Consider the following 24,070-nt stretch of genomic DNA (forward strand, 5'->3'; position numbering starts at 1 on the left):
ATTTCGAAACATTCGAGTCATCAAAGCCCCATATGCTAAAGGGTTTTGGCTGGTGAAGGGCCATCTCGCACGAACGTCACAGACTTCTCCGAGACGGCGGAGAGAGCAAGATCGAGAAGGGGTGCGACCCTTTCGAAAGTTTCGGAGCCCATGGGGGGTCATTGTCAGACCCTCCCCCTACAGTCACTCTCATGGCGACTCTTCCCAACCCGCTGCCCCGGCTGGCCACCGACCCCAGCGGCCGCAGCCTGGGGCTCCAACTGCCGCCCGGCAGGCTGCTCGACACGACCGAGAACGGCCCGCATCACGAGCCGCTGCTCTGGCTCGCGGACAAACCGGCCGGCCCCGGCACCTGGACCGCCCTCGGCGCCCCGGCCGCGCGCGCCGGGCTGCTGCCGGTGCTGGTGGAGACTGGCGGCCCTCAAGGCGGGCCGGACGAATGGGACTTGATGCCGGACGACGTCTCCTACCCCGGGGACCACGATCCGGAAGACGTCCTCGCCGAGTACTGGGAGGGTGACGAGGAGCCCGGCCCCGACGACGAACTCGGTGACCTCGTCGATCCGTTCGGGCCGCAGTGGCCCGGACTCGCCCCACCCAAGAAGCTCAGCGCCGACCCGGGCACCCGCGCCGCGCACACCGCCGACGAACTGACCGCCGACCAGGGCCAGTCCGTCTTCCCCGCCCCGCATCTCGCCCTCGTCCCCGCCCGCCGCTCCGCCGACATCCCGGCCGCGATCGGCTGGAGCGGCCCGCTGAACCACGAGAACGACGTGGCCCGGCTGTGCGCGGTCCTGCGCTCCTGGGAGGACCGCTTCGGCATACGGGTCGTCGCGCTCGGCTTCGACGCCCTGCTGCTGTCCGTGGCCGCCCCGCCGACCGATCTGGCCGAGGCCGAGGCGGTGGCGGCGGAGCACTTCGCGTTCTGCCCGGACAACATCACGCAGGGCGCGGACACCCTCCGCGCCTATGCGAAGGAACTGGTCGGCGAGACCACCTGGTTCTTCTGGTGGGACTGACCCGCCGGTGACGACGGCCGCCGGAAGCTACTGCGCGGGCGCCCACTTCTCGCCGCCCAGCGGGAAGGCGTAGGCGGGGCGCCCGTTGCTGCCGCTGGTGCGGAAGGGCCGGCCCTTGTCACCGATCTCCAGGGTGCCGTGCCGGCCACCGCTGGACCAGGACAGCTCCAGGTACCAACTGACGTCGTACGCCGAGGCGTTCGCCGTGACGTAGAAGACCTCGGGGTCCGACTCGCTCACACTGAGGGGGAATCCGCGCTGTCCGGCCACCGGCTGGACAGCCGGCCGTACGGCGTCCAGGGCGACGGTGAAGGAGTGGGTGGGCACCCCGCCGCCGCAGCCCACGCCGGGGTAGCCCATGGCGTAGTCGTTCCAGGCGAGCGGCGCGCGCTTGCCCGCCATCCGTACCGACATCCCCTCCAGCACCACGGTCTGCTTGCCGCTGCCCTGCACGGTGAGCGTGACGAACTGCTCGCCCGCCGAGACGGCCTGGTGCACGGCCACCCACGCGGGCGCGTCGTTCTCGACGGGCGGCGGGGACACGGCCGTGGGCGGGCGGTCGATCAGATAGTGCTGGGAGCAGGGGCTCTCCCAGGAGTACGGGTGGGTGGTGATCGCGAGGGGGACGGCCGTGGACTCCTTGTCGTCCGCGGTCGCCCCGCCCGCCGGTCCGCTCGTGGCGGCGTCCGGTCCCGCGCTGCTCCCCCGGTCGGCGGAGGGCGAGGGGTGCCGGGAGGAGCCCGACGGGGAGGGCGAGCCGCTGCCCCGGGACGCGGTGCCGGTCGCGGGCGCGCGGTCCTGGGCGGCGGCGGTGGCTCCGGCGGGCGCCGCGCCCTGCTCGGGGCGCCCGCTGTCGGGCAGCCCGAACGCGAGGGCCACGGCGCCGAGTACGGCGGCTCCGGTGACGGCGGCGATGAGGACGGGACGACGGGATCGGGCGCCGGTGCGGGGGCGGCCGCCTGCGCGGAGGCTGGTGCGGGAGCGGGACCCGGGAACGGCGGCTTCCGGAGCCGGGGTTGATGCCGGGTGCGGTTCCAGGTCCGCGTCCGGGGTCGGCTCAGGCACGGGCGCCGGGTCCGGTGCCGCAGCAGATGCCGGTTCCGGAGCCGGCCCCGATGCCGGTCCCGGAGCCGTTGCCGACGCGGGGGCGGACGGGGACGCGGACGCCTCCCCCGTCACCGCCTCCCCCACGACCTCCCCGACCGCCCCCGGTGCGACTCCCTCGGCCGCCTTCTTCCCCCGCCCCGCGTCCGCCAGCACCCAACTCCGGTGCAGCGCCACGAGTTCCTCCGGCGACGCCCCGCAGAGCCGCGCCATCCGCTCCACCGGGGCGTAGTCCGTCGGTACGGCCTCCCCGTTGCAGTAGCGGTGCAGCGTCGACGTGCTCATGTGGAGCCGCTTGGCGAGCATGCCGTAGCTGTGCCCTGAGCGGTCCTTCAACTCCCGCAGCCGCTCGGCGAACCCGGTCCCCCCGGTGCTTTCCGACACGATCCGTCCCCTCCCCTGTCCCATTCCCCCGTTCCAGGGAAGGGACGTTCTTGCAGGTCAACACCTATGTGGCCGTTCCAGCGTCCCGGATCGGCCGCCGGGGCTGGCGGGCGGGACAAAACGGCCCGCAGGCTGTGGACATCCAAGCACTCCACGACCCGGAAGCGAGAAGCGCCATGCGCAACCGCCGTACCCTCCGCACCCGTACCCCCCTGCTCGCCGTGGCCGGCGCCGCCCTCGCCGCGCTCGCCCTCACCGCGTGCGACAACGGCACGGGCACCAAGGACGAGGGCGCCGCCCGGCACACCCCGGCGGCCGGCGCGAGCGGCACGGCCGCCGCCAACCAGCCCTCCGCCGACGCGAATGCGCAGCAGGGGGCGACCGGCTCCACCGCCCACGGCACGCAGACCTCGGCCGGCGCCCACCGCGCCGGCGGCGGCAGCGGTACCCAAGGAACCCACGCCTCCGGCGGCACCCGCGGTTCCAAGGGCTCGGGCAACGCCTCGGACCCGGAGAACCGCGTCCTGTGCAACGGCTCCAACACCAAGGTCACCGCGCAGGTGCTGTCCCGCCCGCTCAACCACATGATGCTCACGGTCAAGAACACCGGCTCGAAGTACTGCGACCTGACGTACTACCCGGTGCTCCGCTTCGACGGGATGCAGTGGGCGCCCGGCGCCGACGAGTCGACCAAGCCGCAGGCGGTCACCACCCTCGCGCCCGGCGAGTCCGGCTACGCGGGCGTGCTGCTGTCCGCCGCCGACGGCAGCGGCGACGGCGGGCAGACCGGCCACAAGCTGACCGTGTACTTCCAGGGCATGACCCCGAACAGCGACGGCGGCGCCACGGCGAACGTCACCCTGCCCGCGAAGGGCGTGTACTACGACAGCTCGCTGAAGGTCACCTACTGGCAGCAGGACGCGTCCGACATCGCGGGCTGGTGACCCGAAGGCCCCGGTGGGGTGAGGGTCTAGTAGGCGATGGAGATATGCGCCCGGGGATGCGCGTCGCGCTCGATCTCGTCGACGACCGCCAGCGCGAAGTCGGCGCCGGAGATCTCCGACCTGCCCTGCTCGTCGAGCAGGGCGACCTCCCCGCCGACGCGGTACGACCCGGTCCGCTCACCCGCGGCCCAGGCGCCGTAGCCGCCCGCGGGCGAGATCAGGGTCCAGTCGAGCGAGCCGGGCGCGGCGGTGGTGAGCCATTCCCGGATCGCGTCCATCTCGCGCGCCTCGGACCGGAACTGCTCCGGGACGTCCCCCTCGGCGAACCGGGGCTCGCCCGGCGCCGGGCGCAGCGAGGAGAAGCCGCCGATCACGATCAGCCGGGCGCCGGCGGCGTCCGCAGCGGCGGCGATGTCCTGGTACAGGCCGAGCAGCCGGCCCACCAGGTCGCCGCGCGGCGACAGGGCCGCGACCACCGCGTCCCGGCCGGGTACCAGCCGTACCGCGTCCTCGGCCGCGCCCTGGGTGTACGACACCCCGTCGACCGGGGACTTCGGCGCCGACCGTGCGTACGACGCCACCTGGTGGCCCCGGGCCACGGCCTCGGCGGCGACGTTGGCGCCGGTGTAGCCGGTCCCGCCGATGATCAGGATCTTGCCCACGGCGACTCCCGCCGGTCAGGGTCAGCGCCAGCCGAGCGCCGGCGCGACATGGGTGAGGATGTTCTCCAGGACGTGACTGTTGTAGTCCACGCCGAGCTGGTTGGGCACGGTCAGCAGCAGCGTGTCGGCCTCGGCGATCGCCTCGTCCCCGGCCAGCTGCTCGATCAGGGCGTCGGGCTCGGCGGCGTACGTACGGCCGAAGATCGCCCGGGTGTCGGCGTCGAGGTAGCCGATGCTGTCGCTGCTGTCGCCGTCGCGGCCGAAGTAGGCGCGGTCCCGGTCATCGGTGAGCGCGAAGACGCTGCGCGAGACGGAGACCCGCGGCTCGCGTTCCCAGCCCGCCTCGGCCCAGGCCTTGCGGAAGGCCCGGATCTGCGCCGCCTGCTGTACGTGGAAGGGCGCGCCGCCCTCGTCGTCCTTGACGGTCGAGCTCATCAGGTTCATGCCGAGCCCGGCGGCCCAGGCGGCGGTGGCGTTGGAGCCCGCACCCCACCAGATGCGCTCGCGCAGCCCCTCGGAGTACGGCTCGATGCGCAGCGGTCCCGGCGGGTTGGCGAACATCGGGCGCGGGTTCGGCTCGGCGAAGCCCTTGCCCTGGAGCACCATCAGCAGCACCTCGGTGTGCTTGCGGGCCATGTCGGCGTCGGTCTCGCCCTCGCCGGGCGCGTAGCCGAAGTACCGCCAGCCGTCGATGACCTGCTCCGGTGACCCGCGGCTGACGCCGAGCTGGAGCCGGCCGCCGGAGATCAGGTCGGCGGCGCCGGCGTCCTCGGCCATGTACATGGGGTTCTCGTAGCGCATGTCGATCACGCCGGTGCCGATCTCGATGCGCGAGGTCCTCGCGCCGATCGCGGAGAGCAGCGGGAAGGGCGAGCCCAGCTGGCGGGCGAAGTGGTGCACCCGGAAGTAGGCCCCGTCGGCACCCAGCTCCTCGGCGGCCACCGCGAGGTCGATGGACTGGAGCAGCGTGTCGGAGGCGCTGCGGGTCTTCGAGTGCGGGCTGTCGGCCCAGTGGCCGAAGGAGAGGAATCCGATGCGTTTCATACCGCCGTGAACAGCGGACCGAGTTAATTGATTCCTCAACTATCGCTCGGCCCGCTCCGCACCCGCCCGATTCAGCGCAGCTTCTGCGCCACCTCGGTCGCCCAGTACGTCAGGATGTTCCGCGCCCCGGCCCGCTTGATCCCCGTCAGGGTCTCGAAGATCGCGCGGTCCCGCTCGATCCAGCCCTTCTCGGCCGCGGCCTCGATCATCGAGTACTCGCCGGAGATCTGGTACGCGGCGACCGGCAGGTCCACCGCGTCCGCGACCCGCGCGAGGATGTCGAGGTACGGCCCGGCCGGCTTGACCATCACCATGTCCGCGCCCTCGGCGAGGTCCAGCTCCAACTCCCGCAGGGACTCGCGCCAGTTGGCGGGGTCCTGCTGGTACGTCTTGCGGTCGCCCCGCAGCGAGGAGGCGACGGCCTCGCGGAACGGGCCGTAGAACGCGGACGAGTACTTGGCGGTGTAGGCGAGGATCGCCACGTCCTCGCGGCCGATCTGGTCGAGCGCGTCACGGATGACGCCGATCTGGCCGTCCATCATCCCGCTGGGGCCGACGATGTGAGCGCCGGCGTCGGCCTGCACCTGGGCCATCTCGGCGTACCGCTCCAGGGTGGCGTCGTTGTCGACCCGGCCCTCGGCGTCCAGCACCCCGCAGTGCCCGTGGTCGGTGAACTCGTCCAGGCACAGGTCGGACATGACGAGGAGGTCGTCGCCGACCTCGGCGCGTACGTCGCGCAGCGCGACCTGGAGGATCCCCTCGGGGTCCGTACCGGCCGTTCCCTGGGCGTCCTTGTTGCCGTCCTCCGGCACGCCGAACAGCATGATCCCGGAGATCCCGGCCTCGACGGCCTCCGCCGCGGCCTTCTTCAGGCTGTCGCGGGTGTGCTGGACGACGCCGGGCATCGCGGCGATCGGCACGGGCTCGCTCACGCCCTCGCGGATGAACGCGGGGAGGATCAGGTCGGCGGGGTGCAGACGCGTCTCGGCGACCATCCGTCGCATGACGGGCGTGGTCCGCAGCCGCCGGGGACGTGTACCGGGGAAAGATCCGTACTTCGTCATGCCTTCTACGCTACGCCCGCCCGCCCTCCTTCCTTACCGACGCCCTGTCGGCCCCGCGGCCTGGCATTGAGGGGCAAACCGGCACCCCCATACCGAGTTTTTGCGCCCCCCTGGCCATCTCTGGATCCGCGCGCCTCCCCAGCGTTCTACGCGCGTGGTGTCATGCACCCGACACCACACCCCCTGCCTCCCAAAAGGAGTCACGCAATGCTGCGGAAGGCCCTCACCCGCGCCGCTGTCGCCCTCGCCGCCGGCAGCGCCATCGCCGTCGCCGCCGTCCCCGCGAACGCGGCGACGTACTCGGCGTTCGCCTTCTCCCAAGCCGGTACCAGCCAGCCGGCGATCTACGACTTCATCAACTCGGCCACCAGCAAGCTCGACATGACGATGTACGAGCTGGAGGACACGACGGCCGTCAACGACCTGGTCGCGCTGGAGAAGAAGGGCGTCACCGTCCGGGTCGTCCTGGACCGGCAGCACAAGAGCGCGGACAACGCGGCGTACACGACGCTGACCAACGCGGGCGTGGGCGTCGTCTGGTCCTCCTCGTCCTACGTCTACACCCACCAGAAGACGATCACCGTGGACGGCACCAAGTCGCTCGTCCTGACCGGCAACCTGACCTCGCAGTACTACACGACCAGCCGGGACTACGGCGTCTTCACCGACGACAGCCGCGATGTCGCCGCCATCGAGAAGGTGTTCGACGCCGACTACGCCGGCACCGCGATCACCCCCACCGACGGCGACCACCTGCTGTGGTCCCCCACCGACTCGCGCAGCCGGCTGGTGTCCTTCATCAACGCCGCGACCAAGACGCTGGACGTGCAGGAGCTGGAGTTCAGCGACAGCACGGTCGTCAACGCGATCGTGGCGCGCGCCAAGGCGGGCGTGAAGGTCCGTGTCGTCCTCGAAGACCCCGCGAGCTACGCCAGCGAGGTCTCCGCGGTCAAGGCGGCGGGCGGCACGGTCGTCGGCTACTCCGACCCGAACGGCTTCTACATCCACGCCAAGGCCATGGTCGCCGACTACGGCCTGTCCACCCAGGCGGTGGAGGCCGGTTCCATGAACATCAGCAGCAACTCCCTGAGCAACAACCGGGAGTTGGGCATCATCATGACCGGCACGGGGGTGGCCCAGCCGGTGGCGCAGACCATCGAGACGACGTTCAGCAGCGACTACGCGGGCGGCACGGCGGCGTAGCCCCGCCCCCTCGATCACGTTCCCCCGGCCCGGTCGGGACGGCTCCGCCGCCCTGCCCGGGCCGCACTTTGTCCAGGCCGTTTACATATGGTTTACGCGTCCCTATCCTCCGAGAGTGGGAGCGCTCCCACACCGTTCGGCGCTTCGCGATTTCGCAACTGTCATGCCCATGCTTCTTCGCTCCTTGAGAGGCGCCTGTCCATGTCGATCTGCGAAAGGTCTCTCCCCCATGATCAGACGCAGCAGAACGGCGGCCCTGCTGGCCGCGTTAGCCGCCACGGTCTCCGCCCTGGGGCTGATCCTCCTCGGCTCGGGGACCGCGTCGGCGCACGGCGTCGCCATGTTCCCCGGCTCGCGCACCTACCTCTGCTACAAGGACGCCATCACGAGCAGCGGCGCGGTCGACCCGACCAACCCGGCCTGTGCGGCGGCCATCGCGCAGAGCGGGTCGTCCTCGCTCTACAACTGGTTCGCGGTGCTGGACTCCAACGCCGGCGGCAAGGGCCAGGGTTATGTCCCGGACGGCACGATCTGTAGCGCGGGCAACAAGTCGCCGTACGACTTCAGCGGCTACAACCTGGCCCGCGACGACTGGCCGAAGACGCATCTGACCTCGGGCTCCACCATCCAGCTCCAGTACAGCAACTGGGCTCAGCACCCCGGTGACTTCCGGGTCTACTTCACCAAGCAGGGCTGGTCGCCGACGACCCCGCTCGCCTGGTCGGACCTCCAGCTGGCCTCCACGGTCACCAACCCGCCCGCGTCCGGCTCGCCCGGCACGGACGGCGGTCACTACTACTGGAACCAGGCGCTGCCCTCGGGCCGTTCGGGCAACGCGCTGATGTTCATCCAGTGGGTGCGCTCGGACAGCAACGAGAACTTCTTCTCCTGCTCCGACATCGTCTTCGACGGCGGCAACGGCGAGGTGACCGGCATCCGGGGCAGCGGCGGTACGACCCCGCCCCCGGACGGCGGTGGCGGCACGACCCCGCCGCCCACCGGCGGCACCGGCTCCTGCATGGCCACGTACAACGTGGACAGCGCCTGGAGCGGCGGCTTCCAGGCCACGGTCACCGTGATGAACCACGGCACCGCCCCGATCAACGGCTGGCACGTCGGCTGGACCCCGGGCAGCGGCACGACGATCGGCAGCGTGTGGAGCGGCACCCTCTCCACCGCCTCGGGCGGCGGGGTGACGGTCGCCAACGCCGCCTACAACGGCACGATCCCGGCGGACGGCAGTACGACCTTCGGCTTCACCGCGACATCGTCGTCCGGCAACAACCTGCCATCGGGCTCGCTCAACTGCACGACCCCGTAACCGATCCGGCCGCCTGCGGACATCCCCCGGCTGCCCCGCTGTCGGCCCACCCGGCTGGGCCGACAGCAACGGCATCCGTCTCTCTACGGCTTGAGCGGCCCTGCCGCGCGGACACCGGACGGTGATCAGGCGTGGGTGGGTGTCGGTGCCAGGGCGTGTGCGGCGCGGGCGATGAAACGCGCGGCCTGGTCGACCTCCGTGGCCGTGGTGGTGCGGCCGACGCTGAAGCGGAGAGTCGCGCGGGCCTGCGCGCGGCGACGTGCCTGTCACCCTCCAGGGCAGGGAGCCGGAGGACGTGCTCTTCCCCATGAGCGAACTCATCGGGAAGATCTCCACGGCCACGGTCAGAACGCATTACCAGCCCCATAAGACCGCGATGAACCGGCGCGGCCCTTCTCCTGCCGCACGGGCCGTGACCGGCCACCTGACCGGTCCGCTCGACGTCAAAAGCGTCCTGGACCATGGCTGCGGCTACGGAGCCGACGTCGCCCACTACCGCTCATCGGGCCTGGACACCGAGGGCTTCGACCCCCACGAGGGGTTCGGCTGGCCGCGTCCCCGGCGGACCGACTTCGACCTTGTCACCTCGATGTTCGTCCTCAATGTGCTGCCCGACCCCTGGCAGCGGATCCAGGCACTCGAAGACGCGGCGTCCTTCGCGCGCCCCGGTGGACATGTCGTCGTGGTCACCCGGTCACCGGAGGAGATCACCAAAGCGGCCGCGGACGGCGGCTGGACGCCGCACCACGACGGCTTCTGGTCCAGCCGGAGCAAGGGCACCTTCCAGCGCGGCATCTCCCCGGACGAGATCGTCGCCCTCGCCCGCCGGGCCGGCCTCGTTCCCGCTGCCGAGGCCCCCGTGCTGCCTCTGCCCGGCGTCTGCCATGCCGTACTGACCAGGCCCGGAACGTGAGGTCCCGTGGAGATCGGCCGGACGGCCTCCGGTCAGCGGTTGCCCGTCCAGACGATCCGGTCGGAGAAGTCGCCGCGCTCGGCCGTCTTCGCCGCGCGGATCTTCTCCAACTGGTCCTCGCCGACTCCCAGGTCCGCGGCCAGCGCATGGACCACTTCCAGCACGTCCGCCAGCTCCTCCGGCGCCGCGTCGTCGTCCGCCGCGAGGAACTCGGCGACCTCCTCACCGAGCTTGTCCCGCAGCCGGCTGCGGTATTCGCCCCGGCCCGCGGTGTAGAAGACCGGCTCGGTCCCGCCGTCGCGAATGATCTGCGGAATCCGGTTCCGCACCAACTTCCCTTGCCTGCTGTAGGAGTTCACCCGTGCCCTCCTGCGCATGTCCGTGAGGCGAGCGCCGAATGTCGCCCCTTCATGCCGCCGCAGCCTAGGGAAGTCGCCTCACGACTGGCTATGCGCCCCCCGGTTCCCACCCGTTCGGGCGGCACCTCTCACCGTGACGGGTGGAACGCTGGTCCGAGCGGAGCGAACACGCACTCCGCCCACACCGTCTTGCACGGCACCGGGCCCTGGCGGACGCCCCAGCGGGTGGACAGGGTGTCGACCAGGAGGAGGCCGTAGCCGGATTCGGAGGGGGTGGGGTTGCGGGCCGGGAGGGATTCCGCGCGGGTGTCCGTGACCTCGATGCGCAGGACGCCCGGGGCCGGTACCGCCAGGGTCAGGCGGAAGCTGCGGCCCGGGACCCTGCCGTGCAGCACGGCGTTCGTCGCCAGCTCGGCCACGATCAGCCGGGCCGGGTCCAACGGGACTCCCCATGACTCCAGTTGCTCGACCGCGAGGAGCCTCGCCAGGCGGGCCCCCCTGCGGGTGGCCGACAGCGGTACGGAGAACTGGCGCGGTGGCTTTTGCGCCAGCGTGGTCTGCTGGGTTTCCTGATTCACATCACGCAGCGTGGCCGTTCCTGCGTAGCCTGTGAATATCGATGGCCCGTGCGACCAGTGCCTGTCCGTGAGTTGTCCGGTTCCGTCCGGGCTGTACGGCGTGACCCAAGGCGCGCGTCCGTGGTTGGGCCCGGCAGGAAGCGACGGGAGGGCGGCGGACGTGAGCGACTGGGACGCGGAACTGGAGGACGAGGAGGCCGGGGCCGTCATTCGCACGGTAGCCCGGCAACTGAAGCTGTGGCGCGAGGCGGCGGGCCTCACCCAGGCCGAGTTCGGCACGCTGATCGGGTACGGGGAGGAACTGGTCTCCTCGGTGGAGAGAAGGCGGCGGATTCCTCGTCCCGAGTATCTCGACGCCGCGGACGAGGCATTGCGGGCCGAGGGCAGGATCTCCGCGATGAAGACGGATCTGGAGGAGGTCCGGTACCCAAAGAAGGTACGGGACGTGAAGCGTCTTGAGGCCGAGGCGGTGGTGATCAGTTCCTACAACAACTCCGTTGTGGACGGGCTCCTCCAGACCCGAGACTACGCGCGGGCCGTCCTCGGATCTCGACGGCCGCCGTTCACGGTGGACGAGTTGGAGCGGCAAGTGGCCGCGAGGCTGGCTCGTCAGGAGATCATCAACCCCGCGACGGCCGAGCCACTCTTCAGCTTCGTGCTGTGCGAGTCGACGCTACGACGGCTGATCGGAGGCAAGATGGTCATGCGGGGACAGCTCGAACGACTCTTGGAGGCAGGCGAGTTGCCCAACATCGACCTGCAAGTTCTCCCCTTGGGCAGCGAGGAGAACTCGGGCCTCGACGGTCTGTTCCGGCTGCTCAAACTCAAGGACGGGACAAACGTGGGACTCAGCGAAGCACCGCTCGTCAGCCGTGTCCTCTGCAATCCCAAAGAGACCACTGCGCTCGACATGCGCTATGGGATCATCCGAGCCCAGGCTCTCACGCCCCGCAATTCACTGGCCCTGATCGAGAAAGTACTTGGAGAGACATGAGCCCCAAGCTGGAGTGGATAAAGAGCAGCTACAGCACGTCGGACGGCCCGTCCTGCGTCGAGGTGGCCACCATCCCGGACCACATCCTCGTCCGCGACTCCAAGAACCCCACCGGCCCCCGCCTCGCCCTCACCCCCACCACCTGGGCGAGCTTCCTGCCGTACGCGTCGAAGCACTGACGGCGAAAAGCCGACCGCCCACCCGGCAGCCAAGGGCTTCGGGTGGGCGGGTGGGCGAAGGGCCGCGAGAAACGTCAGGTCGTCGAACGACGCCTCCGCGCCCCCGGTCGGCGCTCGCTCGGGCGGGTCACCGGGTCGCCCGACTCCAGCGCCGCGTCGCGGCGCTTCGCGCCGAAGTCGGCCAGGGCCTCGGCCAGTTTCGCGACCGAGGGTTCCGGGGCCATGACGTCGACGCGGAGGCCGTGTTCCTCGGCCGTCTTCGCCGTCGCGGGGCCGATGCAGGCGATCACCGTCACGTTGTGCGGCTTGCCCGCGATGCCGACCAGGTTGCGGACCGTGGAGGACGAGGTGAACAGGACCGCGTCGAAGCCGCCGCCCTTGATCGCCTCGCGGGTCTCGGCCGGCGGGGGCGAGGCGCGCACGGTGCGGTAGGCCGTGACGTCGTCGACCTCCCAGCCCAGCTCGATCAGACCGGCCACCAGGGTCTCCGTGGCGATGTCCGCGCGCGGGAGGAAGACACGGTCGATCGGGTCGAAGACCGGGTCGTAGGGGGGCCAGTCCTCCAGCAGACCGGCGGCCGACTGCTCGCCGCTCGGGACCAGGTCCGGCTTCACGCCGAAGGCGATCAGCGCGCGAGCCGTCTGCTCGCCCACCGCAGCCACCTTGATACCCGCAAAAGCCCGAGCGTCAAGGCCGTACTCCTCGAACTTCTCCCGCACCGCCTTCACCGCGTTGACCGACGTGAAGGCGATCCACTCGTAGCGGCCGGTGACCAGGCCCTTGACCGCGCGCTCCATCTGCTGGGGCGTGCGCGGCGGCTCCACCGCGATGGTGGGGACCTCGTGCGGCACCGCGCCGTAGGACCGCAGCTGCTCGGAGAGCGCCGCCGACTGTTCCTTCGTGCGCGGCACGAGCACCTTCCAGCCGAACAGCGGCTTGGACTCGAACCACGAGAGCTGGTCGCGCCGGGCGGCGGCGGAACGCTCGCCGACCACCGCTATCACCGGGCGGCCACCGTCCGGCGAGGGCAGCACCTTCGCCTGCTTCAGCGTCTGCGCGATGGTGCCGAGCGTCGCGGACCAGGTGCGCTGGCGCGTCGTCGTACCGGCGACGGTGACCGTCAGCGGGGTGTCCGGCTTGCGGCCGGCCGAGACCAGCTCGCCCGCCGCGGCGGCCACCGCGTCCAGGGTCGTGGAGACGACCACCGTGCCGTCGGAGGCGCCGACCTCGGTCCAGCAGCGGTCCGAGGCGGTACGGGCGTCCACGAACCGGACGTCCGCGCCGTCCGCGTCCCGCAGCGGCACACCGGCGTACGCCGGCACACCCACCGCGGCGGCGACACCGGGTACCACCTCGAAGGGCACCCCGGCCGCGGCGCACGCCAGCATCTCCTCGGCGGCGTCCGTGTCGAGCCCGGGGTCACCCGAGACCGCACGCACGACCCGCCTGCCGCCCCGCGCGGCCTCCATGACAAGATGAGCGGCATCCCGGGCAGGAGACGGGGCAGCGGCGGTGGTTGACGTGCCGTCAACGACCGTGAGCTGCGGCGTGCCCGGTGGCGACGTGGAGAGGTTCCCGTCGGTGTGCACGACGGAGACGCCCTGCCGCGCGTGCGTCCGGATCACATCGAGCACCTCGGGCTCGGCGATCAGGACGTCCGCGTTCGACAGTGCCTCCACGGCGCGCAGAGTCAGCAGTCCCGGATCCCCGGGTCCGGCACCGAGGAAGGTGACGTGCCCGTGTTCCGGACCGGCGGCAGGAAGGGCGGTGGGGCTCAATGTGCTCGCTCCCCCATCAGACCGGCCGCGCCCTGGGCCAGCATCTCGGCGGCGAGTTCGCTACCGAGTGCCAGCGCACCTTCGTGCGTCTGGGGCACGGGACCGGTGGTGGACAACTGCACCATGCGGGTGCCGTCGGTGGTCCCGACGACGGCGCGCAGGCGCATTTCCTTGACAAACTGCCCGCCCTCCAACAAGTCGGCCAACGCACCCACAGGTGCGCTGCAACCGGCCTCCAGGGCGGCGAGCAGTGACCGCTCGGCGGTCACGGCGGCCCGTGTGAACGGGTCGTCGAGCTCGCCGAGCGCCGCGATCAGGTCCGCGCGCTGGGCGGCGCACTCGATCGCCAGGGCCCCCTGGCCGGGGGCGGGCAGAACCGTGTCGACCGACAGGAAGTCGGTCACCTCTTCGATGCGGCCGATCCGGTGGAGTCCGGCGGCGGCCAGGACGACCGCGTCCAGCTCGCCGTCGCGGACGTACCGGATGCGGGTGTCCACGTTGCCGCGGATCGGGACCGTCTCTATGTCCAGTCCGTGGGCGCGGGCGTACGCGTTCAGCTGGGCCATGCGGCGCGGGGAGCCGGTGCCTATGCGGGCGCCGCGCGGCAGGTCGGTGAACTTCAGGTCGTCGCGCGCGACGAGCACGTCCCGCGGGTCCTCGCGCACCGGCAGGGCGGCCAGGACCAGGTCCTCGGGCTCGGCCGTGGGGAGGTCCTTGAGCGAGTGAACTGCGAAGTCGACCTCGCCGCGCACCAGCGCGTCGCGCAGCGCCGTGACGAAGACGCCGGTGCCGCCGATCTGCGCGAGGTGCTCGCGGGAGGTGTCGCCGTACGTCGTGATCTCGACCAGCTCGACCGGTCGCCCGGTCACCCGGCGGACGGTCTCCGCCACCTGACCGGACTGGGCCATGGCGAGCTTGCTCCGCCTGGTTCCCAGTCGCAGTGCCTTGTCACTCATGCCGGTCGGTCCTTCGTTTCTGTGCTGTCCTCGGCCCGGGAGACGGAGGCGACCGTCTCGGGGTCGAGGTCGAACAGGGTGCGCAGCGCGTCCGCGTACCCGGTGCCACCGGGCTCGGCCGCGAGCTGCTTGATCCGCACGGTCGGCGCGTGCAGCAGCTTGTCGACGACCCGGTGCACGGCCTGGCGGATCTCGCCGCGCTGGCGGTCGTCCAGGTCGGGCAGGCGGCCGTGCAGCCGCGCGATCTCGGCGGCGACGACATCCGCGGCCATGGTGCGCAGCGCGACCACGGTCGGCGTGATGTGCGCCGCCCGCATGGCCGCCCCGAAGGCCGCGACCTCGTCGGAGACGATACGCCGCACCTGGTCCACGTCGGCCGCCATCGGAGCGTCGGCGGAGGCCTCGGCGAGCGACTCGATGTCCACCAGGCGCACCCCGGCGAGGCGGTGCACGGCTGCGTCGATGTCGCGCGGCATGGCCAGGTCGAGGAGGAAGACGACGGGCGCGGGACGCTCGGCGACCGGCTCGGGGCGGCGCCGCTCGGGGATCCGGCCCACGGTGGCGGCGGTCGCGGCGAGCGCGGTGATCAGCTCGGCGTCCACCTCGGCGGACTCGGTGGTACGGCCACCCGCCGGGCGCGTGTTGCCCCCGGCCGCCCAGGTCGCGTGCTGCTCCAGCGTGGCCGCGTCCATCCCGGCCACGGCGGCCTCGCCCAGGACGGAGAAGCCGGGCTGCGCCGCGGCCAGGTCCAGGGGGCAGTTCTCGTCGGCGGTGGGCTGCGGGGCCTCGGGCTTTACGGCCGTGAAACCGGGCTCGGTGACCGGCGGCTGTCCGGTGCGGCCCTCGACGGCCTGTGCGACCGACTCCGCCGTGAGCACCAGGCCCGTCGCCCCGGTACAGGAGACGACGACGTCGGCACGTGTCAGCTCGTCCGGCACGGCGTTCATCCGTACCGCACGGGCGGTCACCGCGTTGTCGTCGGCCTCCTGAAGGATCTCGGCGAGGCGCTCGGCACGGTCGAAGGTGCGGTTGGCCACGACGATCTCGGCGACCCCGGCCCGCGCGAGCGTGGCGGCGGCCAGCGAGGACATCGAACCGGCGCCGATCACCAGCGCCCGGCGCCCGGCCGCCCACCGCTGGACGTCGCCGCCCCCGGCCAGCTGCTCCAGGCCGAAGGTGACCAGGGACTGGCCCGCGCGGTCGATGCCGGTCTCGGAGTGGGCGCGCTTGCCGACCCGCAGGGCCTGCTGGAACAGGTCGTTCAGCAGCTTGCCCGCGGTGTGCAGGTCCTGGGCGCGGGCCAGGGAGTCCTTGATCTGGCCGAGGATCTGGCCCTCGCCGACGACCATCGAGTCCAGTCCGCAGGCCACCGAGAAGAGGTGGTGGACGGCCCGGTCCTCGTAGTGGACGTACAGGTAGGGGGTCAGTTCCTCCAGGCCGACGCCGCTGTGCTGGGCGAGCAGCGTGGACAGCTCGGCGACACCCGCGTGGAACTTGTCCACGTCGGCGTACAGCTCGATGCGGTTGCAGGTGGCGAGCACCGCGGCCTCGGTGGCGGGCTCGGCGGCGACCGTGTCGTGCAGCAGCTTGGTCTGGGCGTCCGCGTTCAGCGCCGCCCGCTCCAGCACGCTGACCGGGGCGCTGCGGTGGCTCAGTCCGACGACGAGGAGGCTCATGCGGGCATCACGGCGGGTACGTCCCCGTCGGGTCCCTGGTCGGCGTCGTCGCGGGGGGTGACGGCGGCGGCCTTGCCACCGTCGCCGGCCGCGGTCTCCTCACCGGACTTGCGCTGCTCGTGGAAGGCGAGGATCTGGAGTTCGATCGACAGGTCGACCTTGCGCACGTCGACGCCGTCCGGCACGGACAGCACGGTCGGCGCGAAGTTCAGGATGGAGGTGACCCCGGCGGCCACGAGCCGGTCGCAGACCTGCTGGGCGGCGCCGGCCGGGGTGGCGATGACGCCGATGGAGACCCGGTCGTCCTTGATGATCTTTTCGAGGTCGTCGGTGTGCTGCACCGGGATGCCCGCGACCGGCTTGCCGGTCAGGCCCGGGTCCGCGTCTATCAACGCGGCCACCCGGAAGCCGCGGGAGGCGAACCCGCCGTAGTTGGCGAGGGCGGCGCCGAGGTTACCGATACCGACGATGACAACCGGCCAGTCCTGGGTGAGGCCGAGTTCGCGGGAGATCTGGTAGACGAGATACTCCACGTCGTAGCCGACACCGCGCGTTCCGTAGGAGCCCAGGTAAGAGAAGTCCTTGCGCAGCTTGGCGGAGTTGACCCCCGCGGCCGCGGCCAGCTCCTCGGAGGAGACCGTGGGTACCGAGCGCTCGGACAGCGCGGTCAGGGCTCGGAGGTACAGCGGAAGCCTGGCGACGGTGGCCTCGGGAATCCCTCGGCTGCGGGTCGCCGGTCGGTGTGTTCGGCCAGTTGCCACGGTGCTCCTGATGGTAGAGCGGGGCTGCAGGCGGTCATACGTCCCCAGACCGCCCCGTCGACAGCAGGCTATGTCTTTGTGAACGCGTGCACAAAGATGGTGTCCGATTTGCCCGGCAGAAGTGACCGGGGTCACGCACCTTTCGCGCCGTTGGCGGGAACCGGCGGGCACACACCGGCGTGCCTTCGTTACTGGGGGCAAAACCGCACACGCTCCTCACGAATCCCGCCCCCGAGACCAAACCGCCCGTAGATCCTAAGCGACTTTCGGGACCAGTTGGACTAGTCGGTCAGTGCTTTGCGGAGTCGATCGGCGTTCACGCGCCAGAAGGTGTGCTGCTCACCGTCGACCAGTACGACGGGGATCTGCTCCCAGTACCGGTCGTACAGCGCCTTGTCCTCGCTGATGTCCTTCTGGTCCCACGGCACCCCGAGTTCCCCGCAGACCTTCTCGATCACGGCCTGCGCGTCGTCGCACAGATGGCAGCCGGGCTTGCGGATCAGGGTGACCAGCCGCTCGCCGGGCTCGGTCTTCGCGCTCTTGTCGCCGCTACGTCGGAAGAGTGGACTCATACCGGCCATTCTCGCGCGCCGCCCCGGCACACCGGGTTTAACCCTTGCCTCACCCGGAGTTCACGGTCTTTGAACCTTCCGGCTCCGGAAGCACCGAACAGACTGGCTATGCTCACGACATGGCCGCTCTCGGATGGCTCACTCCCCGTAGGCGCTCCGCCACGGCGCGGAGCGTGTTGGCAGGCGAGGCCTCGGCCGAGGCCGCCCGCAAGTCCTCGGAGGAGGCACAGGAGACCGCGCGGACCGACGCGGAGGAACCGGCCTTCCCGGTGATCGGCGACACCAGCGCGGCCGCCTTCTTCGACCTCGACAACACCGTGATGCAGGGCGCCGCGATCTTCCACTTCGGACGCGGCCTGTACAAGCGGAAGTTCTTCGAGACCCGCGACCTGGCACGCTTCGCCTGGCAGCAGGCGTGGTTCCGGCTGGCCGGGGTCGAGGACCCCGAGCACATGCAGGACGCCCGCGACTCGGCGCTGTCCATCGTCAAGGGCCATCGCGTCGTCGAGCTCCAGACCATCGGCGAGGAGATCTACGACGAGTACATGGCCGACCGCATCTGGCCGGGCACCCGCGCGCTCGCCCAGGCGCACCTGGACGCCGGACAGAAGGTCTGGCTGGTCACGGCTGCGCCGGTGGAGATCGCCACGGTGATCGCGCGCCGACTGGGTCTGACCGGGGCGCTCGGTACGGTCGCGGAGTCGGTGGACGGCATCTACACCGGCCGGCTGGTCGGCGAGCCGCTGCACGGGCCCGCCAAGGCGGAGGCGGTGCGCGCGCTGGCCTCGGCGGAGGGGCTGGACCTCGCCCGCTGCGCGGCGTACAGCGACAGCCACAACGACATCCCGATGCTGTCGCTCGTCGGCCACCCGTACGCCATCAACCCGGACGCGAAGCTGCGCAAGCACGCGCGGGAGAAGGACTGGCGGCTTCGGGACTATCGCACGGGGCGCAAGGCGGCGAAGGTGGGGATTCCGGCGGCGGCGGGTGTCGGCGCGGTGGCCGGTGGCACTGCGGCGGCGATCGCTTTGAGTCGCCGACGCCGGTAGCTGTTCGCCGACGGGGCCTCGGCCCTCCACGCGCCCGGAATTATGCCGCGGCCATTTCAAGATGTCCTGGAGTTCGCCCAAACACGCCCTTTTTCGGTCAAGAAGTGATCAGATTGCGGAACGGGATAGGGCAACAATCGGTTACAGATACGACGCAATCGGTGATTTGAGCAACTCGGTGTAGCAGGGCCTGCACGAAGCGTTATTCTCCTCAGACGCAAACCGGTACCCCTCCGTCGCTACGACGGGTGAACGGTTCCGCACTGCACGTGATGAAAGCTCTGCCTCTGGGAGTCCCGTGTACCCACACGTCGGGGTTGACGCCTCGGGCCTGGCTACGCTGCGCGCAACTGTCGCAACGGTCAAAGAGACGCTGCTGCGCGGCCTCGTCCCCACCGCGCTCACCGTCCCCGCCTTCGCCATCGCCGCGCCCACGGGCCCGTGCTACGCACTGGCCGACGGCGGCGCCGCCATCGCCAGACGCGGCCGCCCCGCGGGCGCGGGCGGCGGCGCCACCACCGCCCGCCGGCCGGCCGCCGACAGCGACAGCGCCCGGATGATGGATCTGGTCGAGCGCGCCCAGGCGGGCGAGGCCGAGGCCTTCGGGCGGTTGTACGACCAGTACAGCGACACCGTCTACCGGTACATCTACTACCGGGTGGGCGGCCGCGCCACCGCCGAGGACCTGACCAGCGAGACCTTTCTGCGCGCCCTGCGCCGGATCGGCACCTTCACCTGGCAGGGCCGCGACTTCGGCGCCTGGCTGGTGACGATCGCCCGCAACCTCGTCGCCGACCACTTCAAGTCCAGCCGCTTCCGGCTGGAGGTCACCACCGGCGAGATGCTGGACGCCAACGAGGTCGAGCGCTCACCGGAGGACTCCGTCCTGGAGTCCCTGTCGAACGCCGCGCTCCTGGACGCCGTACGACGCCTCAACCCGCAGCAGCAGGAGTGCGTGACGCTCCGCTTCCTCCAGGGCCTCTCGGTCGCGGAGACCGCCCGGGTCATGGGCAAGAACGAGGGCGCGATCAAGACCCTCCAGTACCGCGCGGTGCGCACCCTCGCCCGGCTGCTGCCGGACGACGCCCGCTGAAAGCCCCCGCCCCCGGCCCGCCACTCCGGGCGACCGCCAACTCACCTTCCGTAAAGGCACGTTGACTTTCCGCACGGATCGATCGGGGTCCGTAACCCAAGTGCCGCGCCAGTCGTTGTGCGGGATACAGGCTCCCTGTGGTCACCTCCCGGCCAGCCCATCGCTCGATCGGGTGGAGTGGCCGGGGGCGTGCAACCCTCAGGACCCCCTGGGGAGTCGACCGTCATGACGAGAGGAGGTGCCGCCAGTGATCGCGAACGTATCGGCGCACCGGCGGGCGAACGCCTTCGCCCAGGCCCTGGAGGAGCAGCCCGACCGGGACACGGCGGCCGAGCAGTCCGACGAACCGGCGGGTTCCCCGCCGACCACCGAGGAACTGACCGAGCAGGGCCGTCTGCTGGCCCTCGCGGACGGACTCGGCGCGCTGCCCAGGCCGCAGCTCGACCCCGACGTCAAGGTCGTCCAGCGCGCACAGCTGGTGGCCGCGATGGAGGCCATGCTCCAGGAGGGGACCGGGGCGGAGCCGACCGTACCGGAACAAAGGGGGAGCGAAGCGAAGGGCAGGGGCGCGCACCGGGCGAGCCCGCTGGGCAAACTCCGGCCGCGGACCAGGCTGACCAAGGGCCTCGCGGCCGGCGGACTCAGCGTGGGCGTGGCCGCGGGAGCCTTCGGCGGAGTCGCCGCCGCCAGCTCCCACGCCCTGCCCGGCGACTCGCTGTACGGACTGAAACGCGGCATCGAGGACTTCAAGCTCGACTATCTGAGCAATGGCGAGGACCAGCGCGGCCAGGTCTACCTCGACCAGGCCTCCACCCGGCTCGGCGAGGCCCGCCGGCTGCTGGAGCGCGGCCGCGGCGGCCATCTCGACCATGAGTCCATCGGCGAGATCCGCCGCACCCTGTCCGGGATGCAGCACGACGTCACCGAGGGCCACCGGCTGCTGCACGCGGCCTATGAGGCCGATCCGGACCAGCTGGGCCCGATCCAGGCGCTGTCCGCGTTCTCCCGGTCCCACCGCGAGGCATGGAGCGCGCTGAGCGACAAGCTGCCGGTGCAGCTCGGAGACGTCAAACAGCAGGTGTCGTCGGTGTTCGACGCCATAGACCAGGAGGTCGCCCCGTTGCAGTCCCTGCTGCCGCAGCAGTCCTCCCAGGGCGGCGACGGCAGGCACCGGGGCTCCGGCTCGGCGTCCCCCGGCACCCCTCGCTCGACCCCGCCGCGCCACAGCGCCCCGGCCACCGGTCACGGCACCACCGGGCACCCGACCGGCAGGGCCAGCGAGAGCACCGGGGACGGGCTGCTCGGCGGCAGCACCGGCGGCCTGCTCGACCCGCCGAAGTCCAGTGGCGACAGCAGCACCCCGCCCACCACCAAACCCCCGGCCACCGCCCCCGACGTCACCCTCCCCCCGCTCCTCCCGGGCCTCCTCCCGGGACTGGGGATCGACAACGACCAGGCGAACTAGGGAAGTACGACAGCAAGGGCGCCCCCACCCGAGCGGGGGCGCCCTCGTCGTCGTACCGCGGCCAGAAGCCGTACCGCGGGCTAGAAGAAGACCGATCGCCGCTGGACCAGCAGCTTGTACAGGGTGTGCTGGATCTGTTCCCGCACCTGGTCCGTGAGGTTGAACATCAGCATCGGGTCCTCGGCCGCCTCCGGCGGATACCCGTCCGTCGGGATCGGCTCGCCGAACTGGATCGTCCACTTCGTCGGCAGCGGCACCGCGCCCAGCGGCCCGAGCCAGGGGAAGGTCGGGGTCAGCGGGAAGTACGGGATGCCCAGCACCCGCGCGACCGTCTTCGCGTTGCCGATCATCGGATAGATCTCCTCCGCCCCGACGATCGAGCACGGAATGATCGGCACCCCCTGCCGCATCGCCGTCGACACAAAGCCGCCCCGCCCGAACCGCTGAAGCTTGTACCGCTCGCTGAAGGGCTTCCCGATGCCCTTGAACCCCTCGGGCATCACCCCCACCAGCTCGCCCTGCTCCAGCAGCCGTTCCGCGTCCTCCGCGCACGCCAGGGTGTGTCCGAGCTTGCGCGCCAGCTCGTTGACCACCGGCAGCACGAACACCAGGTCCGCCGCGAGCAGCCGCAGATGCCGGTCGGCCGGATGGTGGTCATGGACCGCGACCTGCATCATCAGCCCGTCCAGCGGCAGCGTCCCGGAGTGGTTGGCGACGATCAGCGCCCCGCCCTTGTCCGGGATGTTCTCGACGCCCTTCACCTCGACCCGGAAGTACTTCTCGTACACCGGGCGCAGCAGCGACATCAGGACCTGGTCGGTCAGCTCCGCGTCGTACCCGAAGTCGTCGACCTCGTAGTCCCCGGTCAGCCGGCGCCGCAGGAAGGACAGTCCGGCCGCCACCCGCCGCTCCAGGCCGCCCTCGTCAGCGGGCACGGGCCGGTCCACCGGCCGCTCGTCCTCGCCCACCGGGCCGTCCTCCGCCGCCGGCCCCCGCCCCGGCAGCCGCTGCACCTCACCCAGCTCACCGGCCCCGGCGTCGCCGCGGCCGCCGCGCCGGCCGCCCGCGCCCCGCCGTCTCCCGGACCGCTGTGGACCACTGCCGCTCCCGCTCCCCCGGGACCGGTCGTCGTCGAAGGGAATGACCTTGGCGTCCGCCATCGTTACCGCGCTCCTCGGTCGGCGCTCTGCGTCGTGGGCCGGCCGCCGTCCGGCAGGGCGAGCGCGGCGATCCGGTCGACGGCTCCCGCGACGGCCTCCGGCGGCAGCAGCCCCGCGCCCTGGCCCCGGGCGAAGTCCGCGAACGCCTCCGCCGTCGTATAACGGGGCGTGAACCCCAGCGTCTCGCGCATCTGGACGGTGTCCACGACCCGCCCATGGGTCAGCAGCCTGAACTGCTCCGGTGAGAAGTCCGTCATACCCAGCGTACGGACCAGGGAGCCGGCCCAGGTGACCGCGGGCAGCAGCAGGGGCACGGTGGGCCGCCCGAGCCGCCGGGAGCACTGCGAGAGCAGCAGCACCCCGTCCCCGGCGATATTGAACGTGCCGCTGTTGAGGGTGCCCCGGCGCGGCTCGTGCGAGGCCAGCCGCAGCACCTCCACCACGTCGTCCTCGTGCACGAACTGGAGCCGCGGGTCGTAGCCGAACACGGTCGGCAGCACCGGCAGCGCGAAGTACGAGGCGAGCGGGGTGTCGGCGGACGGACCGAGGATGTTGGCGAACCGCAGCACGCACACGGCCACATCGGGCCGCCGCCGGGCGAACCCGCGCACATACCCCTCGACCTCGACGGTGTCCTTCGCGAACCCGCCGCTGGGCAGCGACTTGGCCGGGGTGGTCTCCGTGAACACGGCCGGATCGCGCGGCGCGGAGCCGTACACATTGGTGCTGGACTTGATCACCAGCCGCCGCACCGCCGGCGACTTCTGGCAGGCACCGAGCAGCTGCATGGTGCCGATGACATTGGTCTCCTTGACCGTGGCGCGGTTGCCGCCGCCCAGCGCGGTGCCGGTGACATCGAGGTGTACGACGGTGTCGGCGCCGGTCTCGGCGAGCACTCTGGCCATGGTCGGCTGCCGGATGTCGGCCTGGATGAAGTCGGCCCCGCCCAACTGGTGCGCGGGCGGTACCGCGTCCACCGCGATCACCCGCTCGACCTCCGGGTCCCGCTGGATCCGCCGCACGAACCGGCCGCCCAGCTGCCGGGCGACCCCGGTGACGAGCACGACCTTGCCCAAGATCAGCGCCTTCCTTCCGCGTTACGCATGTTCCGCGTTCCCCGTGGGGGCCAACTTAGCGGGTGGGTGTTGCGCTGTGATGACTGCCCGCTGCGCGAGGTGACGGAAATTCCCCGGCCGGTGTCGGCCGGATCGCCACCGGGTCACCCGGGATACACCTGTGGCCCCCCATCATTGCCGATGGGGGGCCACAGAACACGCTCTCGCGTCGCCGCTTACTTCTTGTTGCGGCGCTGAACGCGCGTGCGCTTGAGCAGCTTGCGGTGCTTCTTCTTGGCCATCCGCTTGCGCCGCTTCTTGATAACAGAGCCCACGACTACCCTCGCTCACTTCTCATCACTCGGTTGTTTGGGCGCCATGGGCCCACACGACCTACGAGGGGCTAGCCTACCCAACCGAGCGCTGAGGTCGTAATCGAGGGTCTCCGGGGATCCCCCGGAGGGGATCGTCAGGCCGTCTCCACCCCCACATAGCTGTCGCGGAGGTACTCGTGAACCGCTTGCTCGGGGACGCGGAAGGACCGCCCCACCCGGATCGCGGGCAGATGACCGCTGTGCACCAGGCGGTACACGGTCATCTTCGACACTCGCATCACCGTGGCGACCTCCGCCACGGTCAGGAACTGAACCTCGTTCAGAGGCCTCTCGCCGGTTACAGCCATGACACACCTGAACCTTCCGCACTCGACGGCCACCGGCTTCCCCTTCCGGTGACTC

General features: G+C 71.1%; 25 protein-coding genes. 10 read left to right on the top strand and 15 right to left on the bottom strand.

Annotated elements, in window-relative coordinates:
• Positions 1 to 191 precede the first annotated feature (191 nt).
• On the top strand, positions 192 to 1,019 hold the full coding sequence (locus HEP81_RS17150; RefSeq protein ID WP_037663431.1) for a DUF4253 domain-containing protein: 828 nt from the start codon (positions 192 to 194) through the stop codon (positions 1,017 to 1,019).
• A gap of 27 nt (positions 1,020 to 1,046) precedes the next feature.
• On the opposite strand, the gene HEP81_RS17155 is transcribed toward HEP81_RS17150, so the two are convergent.
• A complete protein-coding gene (locus HEP81_RS17155) occupies positions 1,047 to 2,507 on the bottom strand; it encodes a helix-turn-helix domain-containing protein (RefSeq protein ID WP_037663480.1) in 1,461 nt (486 codons plus the stop codon).
• 176 nt (positions 2,508 to 2,683) lie between these two features.
• Between HEP81_RS17155 and HEP81_RS17160 the strand changes: the two genes are divergently transcribed.
• A complete protein-coding gene (locus tag HEP81_RS17160) occupies positions 2,684 to 3,451 on the top strand; it encodes a DUF4232 domain-containing protein (protein ID WP_037663428.1) in 768 nt (255 codons plus the stop codon).
• Between the two features lie 26 nt (positions 3,452 to 3,477).
• Here the strand turns inward: HEP81_RS17160 and HEP81_RS17165 are convergent, their stop codons facing one another.
• The 3 genes from HEP81_RS17165 to hemB all read right to left on the bottom strand — a co-directional run bounded on the left by HEP81_RS17165 (position 3,478) and on the right by hemB (position 6,221).
• Positions 3,478 to 4,113 carry an NAD(P)-dependent oxidoreductase gene (locus HEP81_RS17165; protein ID WP_037663427.1) on the bottom strand — a complete coding sequence of 212 codons (636 nt, stop codon included), beginning with the start codon at positions 4,111 to 4,113 and terminating at the stop codon, positions 3,478 to 3,480.
• Between the two features lie 21 nt (positions 4,114 to 4,134).
• On the bottom strand, positions 4,135 to 5,157 hold the full coding sequence (locus HEP81_RS17170; RefSeq protein ID WP_037663425.1) for an LLM class flavin-dependent oxidoreductase: 1,023 nt from the start codon (positions 5,155 to 5,157) through the stop codon (positions 4,135 to 4,137).
• Positions 5,158 to 5,228: 71 nt separating this feature from the next.
• Positions 5,229 to 6,221: a porphobilinogen synthase gene (hemB, locus tag HEP81_RS17175; RefSeq protein WP_037663424.1), complete on the bottom strand. Its 993-nt coding sequence runs from the start codon at positions 6,219 to 6,221 to the stop codon at positions 5,229 to 5,231.
• Positions 6,222 to 6,428: 207 nt separating this feature from the next.
• Here hemB and HEP81_RS17180 point away from each other — a divergent pair, with 207 nt between their 5' ends.
• The 3 genes from HEP81_RS17180 to HEP81_RS17190 all read left to right on the top strand — a co-directional run bounded on the left by HEP81_RS17180 (position 6,429) and on the right by HEP81_RS17190 (position 9,658).
• Positions 6,429 to 7,424 carry a phospholipase D-like domain-containing protein gene (locus HEP81_RS17180; RefSeq protein WP_037663423.1) on the top strand — a complete coding sequence of 332 codons (996 nt, stop codon included), beginning with the start codon at positions 6,429 to 6,431 and terminating at the stop codon, positions 7,422 to 7,424.
• 229 nt (positions 7,425 to 7,653) lie between these two features.
• Positions 7,654 to 8,745, top strand: a complete 1,092-nt coding sequence (locus HEP81_RS17185; RefSeq protein ID WP_037663421.1) for a lytic polysaccharide monooxygenase auxiliary activity family 9 protein — start codon at positions 7,654 to 7,656, stop codon at positions 8,743 to 8,745.
• Positions 8,746 to 9,052: 307 nt separating this feature from the next.
• Complete coding sequence (locus HEP81_RS17190; protein ID WP_157854662.1) at positions 9,053 to 9,658, top strand: methyltransferase domain-containing protein; 606 nt, start codon at positions 9,053 to 9,055, stop codon at positions 9,656 to 9,658.
• A 32-nt stretch (positions 9,659 to 9,690) separates the two neighbouring features.
• Here the strand turns inward: HEP81_RS17190 and HEP81_RS17195 are convergent, their stop codons facing one another.
• Together HEP81_RS17195 and HEP81_RS17200 are read right to left on the bottom strand one after the other, a co-directional pair.
• Positions 9,691 to 10,017, bottom strand: coding sequence for a nucleoside triphosphate pyrophosphohydrolase (locus HEP81_RS17195; RefSeq protein ID WP_037663417.1), 327 nt, complete (start codon positions 10,015 to 10,017; stop codon positions 9,691 to 9,693).
• Positions 10,018 to 10,145: 128 nt separating this feature from the next.
• Positions 10,146 to 10,595 (bottom strand): ATP-binding protein, encoded by a 450-nt coding sequence (locus tag HEP81_RS17200; protein WP_037663415.1) that lies wholly within the window; start codon positions 10,593 to 10,595, stop codon positions 10,146 to 10,148.
• Positions 10,596 to 10,755: 160 nt separating this feature from the next.
• Here HEP81_RS17200 and HEP81_RS17205 point away from each other — a divergent pair, with 160 nt between their 5' ends.
• Both HEP81_RS17205 and HEP81_RS17210 read left to right on the top strand, forming a co-directional pair.
• A complete protein-coding gene (locus HEP81_RS17205; RefSeq protein WP_037663412.1) occupies positions 10,756 to 11,589 on the top strand; it encodes a DUF5753 domain-containing protein in 834 nt (277 codons plus the stop codon).
• Positions 11,586 to 11,768 carry a DUF397 domain-containing protein gene (locus tag HEP81_RS17210; RefSeq protein ID WP_037663410.1) on the top strand — a complete coding sequence of 61 codons (183 nt, stop codon included), beginning with the start codon at positions 11,586 to 11,588 and terminating at the stop codon, positions 11,766 to 11,768. Before HEP81_RS17205 ends, HEP81_RS17210 begins: the two co-directional genes overlap by 4 nt.
• 74 nt (positions 11,769 to 11,842) lie before the next feature.
• On the opposite strand, the gene HEP81_RS17215 is transcribed toward HEP81_RS17210, so the two are convergent.
• The 5 genes from HEP81_RS17215 to HEP81_RS17235 all read right to left on the bottom strand — a co-directional run bounded on the left by HEP81_RS17215 (position 11,843) and on the right by HEP81_RS17235 (position 17,511).
• Entirely contained in the window at positions 11,843 to 13,546 is a 1,704-nt protein-coding gene (locus HEP81_RS17215; RefSeq protein ID WP_037663408.1) for a bifunctional uroporphyrinogen-III C-methyltransferase/uroporphyrinogen-III synthase, read from the bottom strand.
• Positions 13,543 to 14,502 (bottom strand): hydroxymethylbilane synthase, encoded by a 960-nt coding sequence (gene hemC / locus HEP81_RS17220; RefSeq protein WP_037663406.1) that lies wholly within the window; start codon positions 14,500 to 14,502, stop codon positions 13,543 to 13,545. Before hemC ends, HEP81_RS17215 begins: the two co-directional genes overlap by 4 nt.
• Positions 14,499 to 16,178, bottom strand: coding sequence for a glutamyl-tRNA reductase (locus HEP81_RS17225; RefSeq protein WP_037663404.1), 1,680 nt, complete (start codon positions 16,176 to 16,178; stop codon positions 14,499 to 14,501). The genes hemC and HEP81_RS17225 overlap by 4 nt, the downstream gene beginning before the upstream one ends.
• On the bottom strand, positions 16,175 to 16,939 hold the full coding sequence (locus HEP81_RS17230) for a redox-sensing transcriptional repressor Rex (RefSeq protein WP_037663401.1): 765 nt from the start codon (positions 16,937 to 16,939) through the stop codon (positions 16,175 to 16,177). Before HEP81_RS17230 ends, HEP81_RS17225 begins: the two co-directional genes overlap by 4 nt.
• A gap of 281 nt (positions 16,940 to 17,220) precedes the next feature.
• Entirely contained in the window at positions 17,221 to 17,511 is a 291-nt protein-coding gene (locus HEP81_RS17235; protein WP_037663399.1) for a glutaredoxin family protein, read from the bottom strand.
• Between the two features lie 119 nt (positions 17,512 to 17,630).
• On the opposite strand from HEP81_RS17235, the gene HEP81_RS17240 reads away from it, so the two are divergent.
• The 3 genes from HEP81_RS17240 (at position 17,631) to HEP81_RS17250 (ending at position 21,118) form a co-directional block, all read left to right on the top strand.
• A complete protein-coding gene (locus tag HEP81_RS17240) occupies positions 17,631 to 18,560 on the top strand; it encodes an HAD family hydrolase (protein ID WP_078967753.1) in 930 nt (309 codons plus the stop codon).
• Positions 18,561 to 18,858: 298 nt separating this feature from the next.
• A complete protein-coding gene (locus HEP81_RS17245) occupies positions 18,859 to 19,653 on the top strand; it encodes an ECF subfamily RNA polymerase sigma factor, BldN family (RefSeq protein ID WP_037663396.1) in 795 nt (264 codons plus the stop codon).
• A 247-nt stretch (positions 19,654 to 19,900) separates the two neighbouring features.
• On the top strand, positions 19,901 to 21,118 hold the full coding sequence (locus HEP81_RS17250; RefSeq protein ID WP_037663394.1) for a DUF5667 domain-containing protein: 1,218 nt from the start codon (positions 19,901 to 19,903) through the stop codon (positions 21,116 to 21,118).
• Positions 21,119 to 21,198: 80 nt separating this feature from the next.
• On the opposite strand, the gene HEP81_RS17255 is transcribed toward HEP81_RS17250, so the two are convergent.
• The 4 genes from HEP81_RS17255 to HEP81_RS17270 form a co-directional block, all read right to left on the bottom strand.
• A complete protein-coding gene (locus tag HEP81_RS17255) occupies positions 21,199 to 22,278 on the bottom strand; it encodes a lysophospholipid acyltransferase family protein (RefSeq protein WP_037663392.1) in 1,080 nt (359 codons plus the stop codon).
• Between the two features lie 2 nt (positions 22,279 to 22,280).
• A complete protein-coding gene (locus HEP81_RS17260; RefSeq protein ID WP_037663390.1) occupies positions 22,281 to 23,354 on the bottom strand; it encodes an NAD-dependent epimerase/dehydratase family protein in 1,074 nt (357 codons plus the stop codon).
• Between the two features lie 215 nt (positions 23,355 to 23,569).
• Complete coding sequence (locus HEP81_RS17265) at positions 23,570 to 23,668, bottom strand: 30S ribosomal protein bS22 (protein WP_003948845.1); 99 nt, start codon at positions 23,666 to 23,668, stop codon at positions 23,570 to 23,572.
• A gap of 134 nt (positions 23,669 to 23,802) precedes the next feature.
• Complete coding sequence (locus HEP81_RS17270) at positions 23,803 to 24,015, bottom strand: helix-turn-helix domain-containing protein (RefSeq protein ID WP_157854661.1); 213 nt, start codon at positions 24,013 to 24,015, stop codon at positions 23,803 to 23,805.
• Positions 24,016 to 24,070: the final 55 nt, after the last annotated feature.

Source organism: Streptomyces griseofuscus (assembly GCF_014673495.1).
GTDB classification, from domain to species: domain Bacteria; phylum Actinomycetota; class Actinomycetes; order Streptomycetales; family Streptomycetaceae; genus Streptomyces; species Streptomyces murinus.